This window comes from Gynuella sp., from assembly GCF_050297175.1.
Lineage (GTDB): Bacteria > Pseudomonadota > Gammaproteobacteria > Pseudomonadales > Natronospirillaceae > Gynuella.
Window position 1 is genome coordinate 100,758 of the sequence record NZ_JBNKSF010000027.1, and the last position, 12,751, is coordinate 113,508.

The window sequence follows — 12,751 nt, forward strand, 5'->3', positions numbered from 1 at the left end:
GACAAAAACTATCAACATCATTCAACTACAACCATACCTCAGGTGCTCAAATGAATATAAACCCAATAGATGAAGGTCGCTATGGCAGTCTGGAAATGAGACGACTTTTCAGCAAAGAGTTTAAATACAAAACCTATATTGAAATCGAGAAAGAACTTGTGATTGCACTGTTCGAGGCAGGGGAAGTTGCCAAGCATGATGTTGATATCATCATTCATGAGGCGGAACGATATGATCCTGACTTAAAAGCAATCAGCGACATTGAATCTTCTACCCGCCACGAAGTGGCTGCTGTCATAAAACATTTTTCCGCTCTCTGTGGTGAAGCCGGTAAGTATGTCCATTTCGGAGCAACCAGCAGTGACATTCTTGATACCACCACAGCGATACAGCTGAAGAAGGCCAGCACCATACTTGAAAGTCTACTCACCGAGCTATGTGAGCTGGCATGTAGCCATGCATTCGAACAGAAAGACTTGATCATGATGGGCCGTACTCACGGCCAGCAGGCACTGCCAATTACACTGGGCTTTAAATTTGCCAATTGGGCAGATGAACTGTGCAGACACTTAATTCGTTTTAGACAACTCAAGGACAGATTATTTGTTGGCAAACTGGCTGGTGCAGTTGGCGCGTCTGCAGCTATTGAGACCGATGATATAAGTATTGAAAACAAAGTAATGCAAAGACTCGGAATCACAGCCGGTAATATCTCCACTCAGATAGTTCACAGAGACCGAATCGCAGAGTTTATTTGTTTCGCAGCTCTACTTGCCAGCTCACTGGATAACATTGCCACAGAAATCAGAAATCTCCAGCGAACGGAAATCAATGAGCTGCGCGAGCCATTTGGGCTGGAACACCAGGTTGGTAGTTCTACGATGCCACACAAACGAAATCCGGTACTCTGTGAAAACATTTGCAGTTTGGCGAGACTACTTAGAGGCATGGTCATCCCCGCAATGGAAAACATGGTCAGCTGGCATGAACGTGATCTTGCCAACTCAGCCAACGAACGGTTCATCATTCCACAGGCCTGCGTACTATTGGAAGAGGCCATACGAAAAGCTGTGCTTATCTTTAAAGACATTAGTATCAATAGAGACAGTATCGACCAAAACCTACGTGAGTTCGGTCAGAAATACATGGCAGAGGCGGTTATGATCGAATTAATAAAACATGGAATTGACCGGCAAGTTGCCTACAACGAACTTAGATCCCTTTCTCATCTTAAAAATAGCGATGAATTCGAGATGCTTGTTAAAAATAATGTACTGATAACCCAAACATTATCGGGATCAATAATTGAAAAGCTATTAAAGCCTGAAAACTATACTGGTCACTGCGCAGAAAAGGCAACCTTAGTGGCTCAAAATGTGTTGAACGAAATCAAAAAGGGTTGATACAAAAATTATAGTTCAAACACGATTGGTTATGTTTAAAGGCCGTCTACGATAAAAACAACTTGAGAAAAAAAATTTAGCCAAATGCAAATGTCATATATATAAATATTATTTGAAAGGAAAAATTTATGCCATGCACAATTATATCGGGTGGGCAATGGGGTGATGAGGGTAAGGGTAAGATTGCCAGCTACCTGGCTCTCAGAGACCAACCACAGATACTGTGCCGTGCAGGACTTGGCCCTGGTGCCGGCCACACGGTAGAACACAATGGAAACACTTATAAACTCAGACAGATTCCAAGCGGTTTTATGAACTGCGATGCAAAATTATTGATCGGTGCAGGAGCGCTCATAAATCCTGAAGTCTTACTGGGTGAAATTGAAAAATACTCTCTGAGTGATCGACTAAGAGTTGATAGCCGTGCCTCTGTGATCGAACAGAAGCACATCGAACAGGATACTCAACAGGACCACCTTACCAAAGTCATCCAAAGTACTGGCAGCGGCCATGGTCCCTGTTTAATGGATAGAGCCTTAAGAACTGCCAGGGTGGTTTCACAGGTGAGTGCCTTACAACCTTTGACTGCTGATGTCGCAACAGAGGTCAATGCCGCCCTGGAACGTAATCATTGTGTTCACGTCGAAGGAACAAATGGGTTCCAATTATCAGTCTTATACGGAACCTATCCATATACCGTAAGCAAAGATTCAACAGCCAGCACTTTTGCTGCAGATATTGGGGTCGGGCCTACTCGGATTAACGACGTTGTCCTGGTATTCAAAACCTTTCCAACCAGAGTCGGTCATGGACCATTTCCTCATGAACTGAATGATAACGAACATAACATCCAGGAATTCGGAACCGTAACAGGTAGAAAACGACGAGTGGGACGCTTCGATATGGATGCAGCGCTTCAGGCAGTACGTATAAATTCTGCCACTCAGATAGCGCTCTGTTTCATGGACCGTATCGATCCGAACTGCACAGGAAAAGCATTTGAGCAACTTAACGGTGAAGCAAGATCTTTCATTGATCAGCTGGAGTCAATGACAAATGTCCCTGTAACTCTCATTGGCACTGGCCCTAAAACCACTGACATTATAGATCGAACTCAATAAGGTGAGCATATGAAACCAGAACCTATCTGGAAGAGACAGCAGCTATTGAAGGTCAGCTGGCCTGTCTTGGGAGAGAAAATACAACATCTCTCTGAGCAGGTAAGAACCCGTGACGATCTACCTGAAGTAGTCATTGGAATATCCAGAGGCGGGCTGATATTAGCACAATGTCTCGCGCATACCCTGGACACAAAGGAGTGTTACTGCATCGGGATTTTCAGAAATACTTCAGAAACCAAATACAGTCAACGAGGCCAGCCTTTTTTTAAATGGGGTTTGTCTACCGACATCGTTAGTAACAAGTCCGTCATCATTGCAGATGACATAGCTGGGGATGGTGGAACGCTGAAAGCAGCAGCAGAATATCTGATAAAGCTGGGCGCCGCATCTGTCACAACCTGCGTTATTGTCAAAAACAAAGGGTGCAGTATAGATCCTGACTATTTTGCAACTGAAGTTGATGACTGGGTTGTATTTCCATGGGAACTGTTAAATGAAAATGAACAGACCCCAACCACCAATATCATTTAATACTCAATTATTTAATGGGAAATTCACATGTCAATAAAACTGCTCTTTCTAGATATGGAAGGAACAATATATGCCAAACAACACGTCCGGATGTCTGATGGAGAGATCAGCGACCACAATAGTCTTTGGTCTAGATTAATGAAAGAGTTGGGTGAGGATGCGATTAACGATAACGAAAAAACCATCGAGAAATGGGAAAACGGCGTATACAAGAGCTACCTGGAATGGTGTGACGAAAGTGTTCGCAATCTCGCCAGACATGGCCTTAATAAAGAACTTTTCCATGAAATAATGTACAGCATTGACTATAACCCAGAGGTGAAAGAGACAATCTCCGAAGTACATCGACGTGGCATCAAGACCGCGATCATTTCTGGCGGCTTTGCTCATCAAACCAAGCGAGCACAGGTAGACCTAAAAATAAACCACGCCTGCTCTGCCGTCGAAATATTTTGGGATGATCAAGGAAAACCATCTCACTGGAACATTTTTCCATCTGACTTCGAGGGAAAAGTGGATTACGTAAAACTACTATCCAGAGAATATAAACTCTCACTGACAGAATGTGCTTTTATTGGCGATGGAAAAAATGATGTGCAAATAGCAAAAGAAGTCTCTGTTTCTTTTGCTTATCAAGCGCATGACCAACTTAAGAAAAATGCCACTTATACAATTGATCGATTTTCAGAAATATTAAAATTTATCTAAAAGACAGAAAAAATTTTATGAAATTCTTCAATTGACGCATATATAACTGTTAATAGATAAAAACCATAAAGATATTTGCTCAGGTAATATCGGGAGAAGGATAAGATGATTCCAACTAAAAAAGGTTTTGCGTTTGACGACGTATTACTTGTTCCCAAAAAAACTTACGTAACATCAAGGTCTGAAGTCAGCATAGAATCGATGCTGGTTCGCGGCGTAACGATTAATACCCCAATCCTGTCTGCCAATACCACTTGGTGTACAGAAAGCGCTATGGCAACTGCCATGGCCGCCGCTGGCGGCTTAGGGGTTATTCATCGTATGTGTTCAATTTCATACCAGAGTGAAGAAATTCGTAAAGTTAAAAACAATAAAACCGTGAGTACCGAGAACTCGTTGCGGGATAAAAGAGGCAGACTACTAGTCGCTGCGGCCATCGGTACCAATCATGATTACGCAGAAAGATCTGTCAGCTTGGTAGAAGCAGGAGCAGACATTCTGGTTATCGATATTGCGCACGGCCACTCCCAACAGGCAATTGACGTTCTCAAGGAGCTCAAACAGCGTTTTCCTGACATACAGTTTATTGCCGGCAATGTTGCAACTGCGGACGCCACCAGAGAACTGATTGAGGCAGGTGCAGATGCCATCAAAGTTGGAATCGGCCCCGGATCTGTATGTACAACCCGAATCGTAACCGGCGCAGGCGTCCCTCAAGTGACGGCTATTCACGAGTGTGCCGCTGCAGCAAGACCTTATGGTATCCCGACAATTGCGGATGGAGGCATCAAAACCTGGGGAGATATTGCGAAAGCTATTGCTGCTGGCGCAGACACGGTCATGCTCGGCGGAATGCTGGCCGGAACCACCGAAAGCGCAGCCTCTTTAGTTGAAAAAAATGGACAAAAATTCAAAGTATCTGACGGCTTTTCCACTTTGGGTATGAAGCACTATCGCGAAGTAAAATCCAATGTTCAGGCGGACAGGAAAAAACCGGATAACTACGCTTCTGAAGGTATCGAAATGGTCACGCCATATATCGGAGATGTAACGCCTTTGATAAACGAAGCTTCTGCCGCACTAAGGTCCGCCTTCAGTTATTCCGGTGCTCGCAGTCTGTCTGAATTTCATAGCCGGGCGGAGTTTATAGAAATTACCCCTTCCGGATATCAGGAAAGTAAGCCACACATTTATGATCGTCATTTCAATACATACCAGAAGTCGGATTACAAAGATGGTATCTATCGAAATATTCAATAAGAGAAAAAACCAAACAGCCAAGCAACATGTATCAGGAATATTAAAATGACAAATACCAACTATATCAGCCGTACAGAAACTCAAGAGAGTCATCATACAAGCCAGGCAAGTATCGAAGATGCGTGCAAATGCATGCTAAACAATCTAGGGGAGAATATCGAACGCGAGGGACTGCTGGATACCCCGAAACGCTATGCCAAAGCCATGATGTATCTCACTCAAGGCTATAAAGCTGACCTCAATGAAGTTATCAATGGAGCTCTCTTCAGTTCCAGTTCCACGGGAGTCGTGGTCGTAAAAGATATCGATTTTTTTAGTATGTGTGAACACCACATACTGCCGTTTCATGGAAAAGTTCATATTGCCTACATCCCAAGCGGTAAAGTATTGGGGTTGTCAAAATTTGCCCGTGTTGTCGAAGTATTTGCCAGACGTTTGCAGATTCAGGAGCAGTTAAACGAACAAATTGCAGATGCTATAGAGGACATCCTGGAACCTAAAGGTGTTATCGTTTCCATCGAAGCAGCACACATGTGCATGTCTATGCGTGGCGTTCAGAAGATTGGCTCTAAAACACTGACCACCGTTGCCAGAGGCGAACTCAAAGACGATCAGAAATGCAACGAGACACTGTTTAAATTTTTTAACAGTAGCGTTAGCTAACGACAAACCCGGCAGGCATGAATTGTATGAAATACCAGTGGTCTGAAGTTTTTTTATCGATTGAGGGCGAGGCCAAATGGTCTGGCCACCCAACCGTCTACATCCGCTTTACCCGTTGTAATTTTTCCTGCAAGGGGTTTAACAATCCAGACAATATTGAGCCTGCTTCCGAACGTGCACTAGGGTTTTCTCCGCAGCTCATTAACACCATTTCTGAAATACCAGAAATCTCCGTTGGTTGTGACAGCATCTATTCCTGGCACAAAGATTTCCAGCACCTCTGGCATCAGGGTGACGAGCATGTTCTGGCGGCAGAAGTTACCAAAGTGCTTCCTTCTTATGGCTGGAAATCCAACACCGGCCAGGAAGTGATATTAAGCCTCACAGGTGGTGAGCCTACCTTACATGCCAAAAGCATTCCCCACCTGTTATCAACACCAGAATTTGATCAGATAAAACATGTACTGATTGAAACCAACTGTAGTGTTCCCTTGTCCGAAACATTTATCACTGCACTGGATGACTGGGCCCAAAATCGAAATGGCCGTATTACCTGGTCAAACAGTCCCAAACTCAAAGCAAGCGGAGAGCCTTTTGACAAAGCAATCAAACCCGAAATCGCTTTAATGCAACGAAAAATAACCCCGAAACACTGTACCCAGTATTTCAAATTTGTCTGCTGTAATGATGATGACTTTCAAGAAGTCCAGTACGTTATGGAACAATATTACCGTGCCGGTGTCCCCAGAAATGTAGAAGTCTACATCATGCCTATGGCATGTACCGAACAGCAGCAAAAAAGTGTGATGCAGGATGTCGCCATGAAATGCCTGGATTACGGGTTCATCTACTGCCATAGAATTCAAAATACCGTCTTCGAAAATGCCATCGGCAAATAATCGAACTGAAGGAAAACATATGTGGAGAATAGATAAACAGTTTTCGCTTTGCTACGGACATAGAGTCTGGAGTCAGGAGCTTCACTCCGAATATTGCGAAAACTTCGACGATCAATGTAAGTGCAGGCATTTGCACGGTCATGAAGGACTGGTGCATATCTTCCTGGAAGGCGAAAACCTAACCAGGGGAATGGTTACTGATTTCAAACATCTTGGATGGCTCAAGACTTTTCTGGATGACTCATTGGATCACAAATTTATTATTGATCGGCATGATCCAAATTTTCAGAAAATCATGAATACTGCATATCCAATTAGCACAACTAGCCAGTCATTCATCACAGTGGATGATCACCAGCTGTCTTTTCAAAAAATCACCATACCGGGCAGTGACGATATTGTTGCCTATCGTCTTAATACCGACGTTCTGGACTCGCCTCTGGAGCGTGAATTCTATCAGAGCTTTGTGATTGTGGATTTTGTGCCAACTTCAGAAAACTTAAGCAAATGGATATTTGATATTGCCACCATCCGGATGGAAAAACTCGGCATTAAAGTTTCGCAGGTAGATTGGTTTGAAACGCCTAAATCCCGATCAACCTATTACAGACCTGCCTGATGCAACAAGTAGTATTTTAAATATTTTTACTGATCCGGCCCGAACGTTTGACCAACAACAATAACACTGAGGATTTCCATATGAGTCATGGACATACACTGAATGTCGCCATTGTACAAACTGCTCCTGTTTATTTCGATAAAGATGCTTCCACAGAGAAAGCCTGTCGACTGATAAAGGAGTCAGGAAAAAAAGGCGCAAAGATTGTTGTATTTGGAGAATCCTGGTTACCAGGCTATCCATTTTTCACCCACGCTCCACCATTTTCCAGTATATGGCAAACCTCCATGAAAATGTATTTGGAAAATGCGATAGAAGTACCTGGCAAGACGACAGATAAAATCTGTAAAGCTGCTCAGGATGCTTGCACAGATGTAGTGATTGGCATTGCAGAGCTTGATGGACAAACCAAAGGTACGATCTATTGCACTCTGCTTTACATCAGTCATGAAGGCAAAATCATCGGTCGACATCGTAAGCTCAAACCAACATTTGAAGAACGGATGGTATGGGGAGATGGCGACGGAGTAGGACTGACAGCCTTCGAGCGACCCTATGGTCGTATCAGTGGCCTGTCATGTGGAGAACACAATATGGTGTTACCTTCATATGCGTTGATGTCCCAAGGTACTCAGATTCACATTTCTGCCTGGCCATTTCCTGATTTTATTTCCGATGGCCACCCAGCCAAGGGGCTAGCCATGGCCAAAGCATTCGCCATTCAGGGCCGATGCTTTGTCATTGCATCCGCCAGTCTACTACAGCACTCAGACCTTCCAGATGAATATCATACACTGATAGATGGTTGGAGATTTGCGCCGGGGGAAGGAGGAAGCTGCGTAATCGGCCCTGATGGAGAAGTAATCGCACAATTAAACGATAGTGAAGACAACATACTACAGGTCGATATTTCACTGGATGCTATAACACCATTTAAAGCATTGTTTGATGTCGCTGGACACTACTCAAGACCGGATGTATTACAACTCCATATCAACCGAAGTCCCCGTAGATCAATATTGGATATCAATACAGCATCAGAACAACTCTGCGTTCTACCTGAATGATAGGAAACATTGGCGTTTGCAATCGAGACAAGTTCTGCCGAGTCAGACAAAAATGATCCAGCTCTAATCTAACCTTCCAAACGGTGAGGAGTCGTGTTCAGATATCAGGGAATCATTGAATAATGTCAGAGAGCAAAATATACAATCTGTTCGCCAGGAGCGGATTTAGGAAATCTCTGAAAAATGGCCTATTTTCACGCAGGACGTTGTCAGCCCAAGTCTCACACCCTCATTTACGCCAGTAAATTGCGGTGTTGTGAGAATTGCGGTGTTGTGAGTGGTGCTTCCTCACCTGCATCAAAACTATTCCTGTTTTTCAGAAGCCCCTTAGGAATATCCATTACTCAATGACCGGGGCACAGGATGTGTCCAACCCACAACAGGGGTTCGTAAGGCATAATTGACTGGTTTGAACAGATTTTTAACGCGGCATTGGCAACTGAAGTAGTTATTTAGAGTGTCCTTAGAAAGAATAACTGAATATTAATCGGGGGTCATTCGTCGTGGTAGACAACATACCACCCAAAGTCCAATGCTGCGATACGTCATATACGGCACCAACAACTGGTCCAAACATTGTCCGGCTCCGATTTTCACCTTGGTGCTCATAATCACGAAAAGCCACAGACAGGCCGGCAAACAATGTTAATTTTTCTACTTGATTCAAACCGGGAATTTCACGGCTATCAAAGGAGATACCGCCATGAAAATCCAGCACACTTTCAGTGTAGTTACCATAGCCATCATCAGACTCATCATCTAACAATAATGCTGCGCCACCCCAAAAACCTTTAATGTACTGAATCATCTCCGGCTTATCGTAAAACGCGCCAGCGCCGATAGCCACGCCGTAAGGGCCGATAAAACCAAACTCACCAAATGGTTTTAACTGACCGGATGCTTGCGCATATCCGCCTATACTGAACACAGCAACGAGCAGTAACAATGGTTTAAGTGATTTCATGGATGACTCCTGATAGCGCAACAGCATGACCTGAAAACGTGGCAAGCTAACCAATAACGATTGGCACTGCAACTTTATCTGAAATCATGTTTAGGCCGTATTAACGTTAATATTCACCCCACAACCAAAGAGACCGTGACAATCGATTTGATGGCCGGAGTAAAAATTACTCCAACACAGCGACAGACTTGATTTGAGCCCAAACGCTTTGGCCAGCTTCCAGCTTTAATTCATAAGCTGATCGAGCCGTTAGTCTGGCCAGTAGCGGACTTCCACCCAGATCCAGGCGTAACAACATTACGGCAGGATCATCATGAACGGCTAACTCCATTATCGTTGCCGGCAATCGGTTCTGAATACTGACACGATCAATAGGTTGCAAACCAATACTGACATCTCGAGCCAGCACGCGCAGGCGTATGGACTGATTCAGTTGCAAACCATGACCGCGAACCCATAGACTGCCACCGGAAAATTCTGCCCGGGCCAAATGCCAACGTTTGTCCTGTTCCACAATCGTTGCCGGTAAAACGACCGCAGCATGTTCATCCTGACGGATATTGAAATCCAGTCGGGATAATATCTCAGTAATGTTTCCGGCAGCCTGCACCTTTCCCTGTTCCAACAGGACAATGTGATCAGCCAGCCGGGCTACTTCCTCAATTGCATGAGTCACATACACAATCGGTATCGACAACCGCTCATGCAAACGTTCCAGATACGGCAAAATATCTTGCTTACTCTGATGATCCAAAGCTGACAATGGTTCATCCATTAACAGAATTCGAGGCTGTGTTAACAATGCCCGACCAATGGCAATGCGCTGCCGTTCGCCTCCAGATAGCCTGGCAGGAGATCGATCCAATAAGGGTAAGATACCCAGTAGCGATACCAACTCATCAAAGTCGATGGGATGCTGGGTAGTTGTTTGACAGCGCCTGGCGCCATATAACAGATTCGCTCTGACTGACAGATGCGGAAACAGGCTTGCTTCCTGAAAGACATAACCAACAGAACGCTGATACGGTTCCAAAAAAATCTGTTCGTCCTGCCATACTTCGCCTGCGATAGTAAAACGTCCCTGAGGAAGATGATTAAGTCCGGCCATGCAGCGTAACAATGTCGTTTTGCCACAACCGGACGGACCAAATAATGCTGTTACTCCACGACCAGGAAATTCAAATGCGGCGTCCAGGATGAAGTGCCCTTGTGTTCCCGAAAAACTCGCCTGTATCGTCATATCAAACGCTTCCGCAACCGTTTTTCAACCAACATCATTGATAAGATCACCAAAAATGAAAACACCAGCATACCGCCAGCCAGCCAGTGCGCTTTTTGCCATTCCAGGGTTTCGACATAATCATATATAGCAATGGAAAGAACTTTAGTCTCACCCGGAATATTGCCACCTATCATCAGCACCACACCAAATTCGCCAACAGTATGGGCAAAACCAAGTATGGCACCGGTTAATAATCCCGGCCTTGCCAAAGGCAGGGCAACGGAAAAAAAACTATCCCAAGGCGAAGCCCGAAGCGTTGCCGCCACTTCAAGAGGACGGTCACCCATGGCTTCAAATGCATTACGAATGGGCTGCACGACAAATGGTAACGAGTAAATGACCGAACCAATGACCAGTCCTCCAAAAGTGAATGGCAGACTATGACCAAACACTCCTTTTACGACTCGTCCAACAGGCCCTTCCGGCCCCATCAGCAGTAATAGATAAAAACCAAGCACCGTTGGTGGTAATACCAATGGCAGAGACACCGTGGCGCCAACAATCTCCTTCCACCAGACCTGGGACCTGGCCAGCCACCATGCGATAGCCGTGCCGATAACCATTAAGATCAGCGTAACGATACTGGCCAGTTTAATTGTCAGATAAATGGGTTCCCACATAAGCGGTTATTCCAGACCGTAACCGTATGATTCGATGATATTTCGGGCAGTATTACTTTTTAGAAATTGCAGAAATGCGTTTGCTGCCTCGCTGTCAACCGCGTTACTTAGTAGCACTGCATCTTGTCGAATGGGGCGATAGAAATTATCCGGCACTACCCAGCGGGAACCGCCATCCTGATCCACCACCTGAGACAATGCGACAAAACCCAATTCAGCATTTTTGGTAGCGACAAACTGATAAGTCTGGGCAATACTGTCACCCCGAACCAGCTTGGCTGAAATCAGATCATAAATGCCCATAGTATTCATCGTTGCCACCGCTGCGGCACCGTAGGGCGCGGTTTTTGGATTGGCAATGGCAAGCTTATTAAATTTTTCAGGTTGCCCAAGCACTTTGCCATCGCGATCAATCAGTGAAGCATCAGCACTGTATAACACAATTTTACCTTTGGCATAGGTGAAGCGCGTGCCCTTCACTGCCAGCCCTTCCTCCTCAGCCTTTGCCGGTCGAGCATCATCAGCAGCAAGAAATACTTCAAAAGGTGCACCATTGGCAATCTGTGCGTACAACTTGCCAGTTGAACCAAAGCTCAACACCGATACATGTCCGGTCTCACGGCTAAAAGCAGCGGCTATTTCTTTGGCCGCTTCAGTAAAATTAGCAGCAACAGCCACTTTGGTTTCCGCCGCCCAGGTAGCTGCAGACAAATACGAAACAATAAATACCAAAACTCTTAACCACAAAAACTTCATGTATCTTTCCTCATAGCAAAAGTTGCTGGAAAAGTTATTCAACACCCAGAATAATCTGTGACGACTTGACCAGTGCGCAAACCCGCTCTCCCGGTTTAAATTCCATTGATTCAGCACTGTCATTGGTGATGATGGTGACCAACGTTTTTCCGTTGCCAATATCCATCACCACTTCCGAATTAATCGCCCCGGATTCAACGGACACGACCGTACCCGGTAGACGATTGCGGGCGGAAGTACGGATATGATCATTATCCGGCATTAGGATTGGACTGCTGGCCTTGATCATCGCGAATGCCTCACGACCAGGATGGATTCCCAAAGCCAGTGCACTTTTGATGGTCATGATGACAACCAAGGTCGTGGTGGCAGAAACCTGTAATAAAACCTCAGCATTGACGGCACCGCAGTTCACTTCACTGATCACACCGTGAAAGACATTCCGGGCACTTGTTTTCATGGCCAGACTCCATAGAGAAGAAGATAGAGGTGGTAAATCCTGTGTATGTTCCGACAGTGACAGATCCAGTTCAGCCAGTACATTGGCAAGCTTTTCACTCAGCAATCGATGCATTGCAATCGCTCTTTTGCCTTCTGGCGTCACCTCAGCATTACCACCATAACGTCCCCCCGGCCGGGCTCGTACCAGTGCTTGCGGAAACAGATTATTCAAGGCATTGACTGCATCCCAGGCTCCCCGATAGCTCACTCCAATCGCTTTGGCGGCGGCTGAAATTGACCCATGCTGGTCAATGGCCTCCAGCAAGTGAAACCGATCCTCCCCGACTCGTTGCCCCTGTTGTCCCAGGAAGGCCAAAACCGGCTTAACGACTGTGTCAGGCATAGTATTCTCCATCC

Annotated in this window: 14 protein-coding genes; 9 read left to right on the top strand and 5 right to left on the bottom strand. The window is 45.2% G+C overall.

Annotation, left to right across the window (positions count from 1 at the left end):
* The first annotated feature begins 50 nt into the window (after positions 1 to 50).
* The 9 genes from purB (at position 51) to ACQY6I_RS10295 (ending at position 8,271) form a co-directional block, all read left to right on the top strand.
* On the top strand, positions 51 to 1,403 hold the full coding sequence (gene purB, locus ACQY6I_RS10255; protein ID WP_428241394.1) for an adenylosuccinate lyase: 1,353 nt from the start codon (positions 51 to 53) through the stop codon (positions 1,401 to 1,403).
* Positions 1,404 to 1,531: 128 nt separating this feature from the next.
* Positions 1,532 to 2,524, top strand: coding sequence for an adenylosuccinate synthetase (locus ACQY6I_RS10260; RefSeq protein ID WP_428241395.1), 993 nt, complete (start codon positions 1,532 to 1,534; stop codon positions 2,522 to 2,524).
* A 9-nt stretch (positions 2,525 to 2,533) separates the two neighbouring features.
* A complete protein-coding gene (locus ACQY6I_RS10265; RefSeq protein WP_428241396.1) occupies positions 2,534 to 3,055 on the top strand; it encodes a phosphoribosyltransferase in 522 nt (173 codons plus the stop codon).
* A gap of 27 nt (positions 3,056 to 3,082) precedes the next feature.
* Positions 3,083 to 3,763, top strand: coding sequence for an HAD family hydrolase (locus tag ACQY6I_RS10270; RefSeq protein WP_428241397.1), 681 nt, complete (start codon positions 3,083 to 3,085; stop codon positions 3,761 to 3,763).
* A gap of 105 nt (positions 3,764 to 3,868) precedes the next feature.
* Entirely contained in the window at positions 3,869 to 5,023 is a 1,155-nt protein-coding gene (guaB, locus tag ACQY6I_RS10275; protein ID WP_428241398.1) for an IMP dehydrogenase, read from the top strand.
* Positions 5,024 to 5,068: 45 nt separating this feature from the next.
* Positions 5,069 to 5,686, top strand: coding sequence for a GTP cyclohydrolase I FolE (gene folE, locus ACQY6I_RS10280; RefSeq protein WP_428241399.1), 618 nt, complete (start codon positions 5,069 to 5,071; stop codon positions 5,684 to 5,686).
* 26 nt (positions 5,687 to 5,712) lie between these two features.
* Entirely contained in the window at positions 5,713 to 6,585 is an 873-nt protein-coding gene (locus tag ACQY6I_RS10285) for a hypothetical protein (protein ID WP_428241400.1), read from the top strand.
* Between the two features lie 19 nt (positions 6,586 to 6,604).
* Positions 6,605 to 7,204 (top strand): 6-carboxytetrahydropterin synthase, encoded by a 600-nt coding sequence (locus ACQY6I_RS10290; protein ID WP_428241401.1) that lies wholly within the window; start codon positions 6,605 to 6,607, stop codon positions 7,202 to 7,204.
* Positions 7,205 to 7,284: 80 nt separating this feature from the next.
* On the top strand, positions 7,285 to 8,271 hold the full coding sequence (locus ACQY6I_RS10295; RefSeq protein ID WP_428241402.1) for a carbon-nitrogen hydrolase family protein: 987 nt from the start codon (positions 7,285 to 7,287) through the stop codon (positions 8,269 to 8,271).
* Positions 8,272 to 8,734: 463 nt separating this feature from the next.
* Here ACQY6I_RS10295 and ACQY6I_RS10300 read toward each other — a convergent pair whose 3' ends face one another.
* The 5 genes from ACQY6I_RS10300 to ACQY6I_RS10320 form a co-directional block, all read right to left on the bottom strand.
* The gene (locus tag ACQY6I_RS10300) at positions 8,735 to 9,235 is read right to left on the bottom strand and encodes a hypothetical protein (protein WP_428241403.1); all 501 of its coding nucleotides are present in this window, start codon (positions 9,233 to 9,235) and stop codon (positions 8,735 to 8,737) included.
* A gap of 166 nt (positions 9,236 to 9,401) precedes the next feature.
* Positions 9,402 to 10,475, bottom strand: a complete 1,074-nt coding sequence (gene modC / locus ACQY6I_RS10305) for a molybdenum ABC transporter ATP-binding protein (RefSeq protein ID WP_428241404.1) — start codon at positions 10,473 to 10,475, stop codon at positions 9,402 to 9,404.
* Positions 10,472 to 11,137 (bottom strand): molybdate ABC transporter permease subunit, encoded by a 666-nt coding sequence (gene modB / locus ACQY6I_RS10310; protein WP_428241405.1) that lies wholly within the window; start codon positions 11,135 to 11,137, stop codon positions 10,472 to 10,474. Before modB ends, modC begins: the two co-directional genes overlap by 4 nt.
* 6 nt (positions 11,138 to 11,143) lie before the next feature.
* Positions 11,144 to 11,893 (bottom strand): molybdate ABC transporter substrate-binding protein, encoded by a 750-nt coding sequence (modA, locus tag ACQY6I_RS10315; protein WP_428241406.1) that lies wholly within the window; start codon positions 11,891 to 11,893, stop codon positions 11,144 to 11,146.
* 34 nt (positions 11,894 to 11,927) lie between these two features.
* Positions 11,928 to 12,737: a TOBE domain-containing protein gene (locus tag ACQY6I_RS10320; RefSeq protein WP_428241407.1), complete on the bottom strand. Its 810-nt coding sequence runs from the start codon at positions 12,735 to 12,737 to the stop codon at positions 11,928 to 11,930.
* Positions 12,738 to 12,751 lie beyond the last annotated feature (14 nt).

What these genes read in the sequence shown, in the direction of transcription:
- purB (WP_428241394.1), top strand. Translation starts at nt 51, where the DNA reads ATGAATATAAACCCAATAGATGAAGGTCGCTATGGCAGTCTGGAAATG.
- ACQY6I_RS10260 (WP_428241395.1), top strand. Translation starts at nt 1,532, where the DNA reads ATGCCATGCACAATTATATCGGGTGGGCAATGGGGTGATGAGGGTAAG.
- ACQY6I_RS10265 (WP_428241396.1), top strand. Translation starts at nt 2,534, where the DNA reads ATGAAACCAGAACCTATCTGGAAGAGACAGCAGCTATTGAAGGTCAGC.
- ACQY6I_RS10270 (WP_428241397.1), top strand. Translation starts at nt 3,083, where the DNA reads ATGTCAATAAAACTGCTCTTTCTAGATATGGAAGGAACAATATATGCC.
- guaB (WP_428241398.1), top strand. Translation starts at nt 3,869, where the DNA reads ATGATTCCAACTAAAAAAGGTTTTGCGTTTGACGACGTATTACTTGTT.
- folE (WP_428241399.1), top strand. Translation starts at nt 5,069, where the DNA reads ATGACAAATACCAACTATATCAGCCGTACAGAAACTCAAGAGAGTCAT.
- ACQY6I_RS10285 (WP_428241400.1), top strand. Translation starts at nt 5,713, where the DNA reads ATGAAATACCAGTGGTCTGAAGTTTTTTTATCGATTGAGGGCGAGGCC.
- ACQY6I_RS10290 (WP_428241401.1), top strand. Translation starts at nt 6,605, where the DNA reads ATGTGGAGAATAGATAAACAGTTTTCGCTTTGCTACGGACATAGAGTC.
- ACQY6I_RS10295 (WP_428241402.1), top strand. Translation starts at nt 7,285, where the DNA reads ATGAGTCATGGACATACACTGAATGTCGCCATTGTACAAACTGCTCCT.
- ACQY6I_RS10300 (WP_428241403.1), bottom strand. Translation starts at nt 9,235, where the DNA reads ATGAAATCACTTAAACCATTGTTACTGCTCGTTGCTGTGTTCAGTATA.
- modC (WP_428241404.1), bottom strand. Translation starts at nt 10,475, where the DNA reads ATGACGATACAGGCGAGTTTTTCGGGAACACAAGGGCACTTCATCCTG.
- modB (WP_428241405.1), bottom strand. Translation starts at nt 11,137, where the DNA reads ATGTGGGAACCCATTTATCTGACAATTAAACTGGCCAGTATCGTTACG.
- modA (WP_428241406.1), bottom strand. Translation starts at nt 11,893, where the DNA reads ATGAAGTTTTTGTGGTTAAGAGTTTTGGTATTTATTGTTTCGTATTTG.
- ACQY6I_RS10320 (WP_428241407.1), bottom strand. Translation starts at nt 12,737, where the DNA reads ATGCCTGACACAGTCGTTAAGCCGGTTTTGGCCTTCCTGGGACAACAG.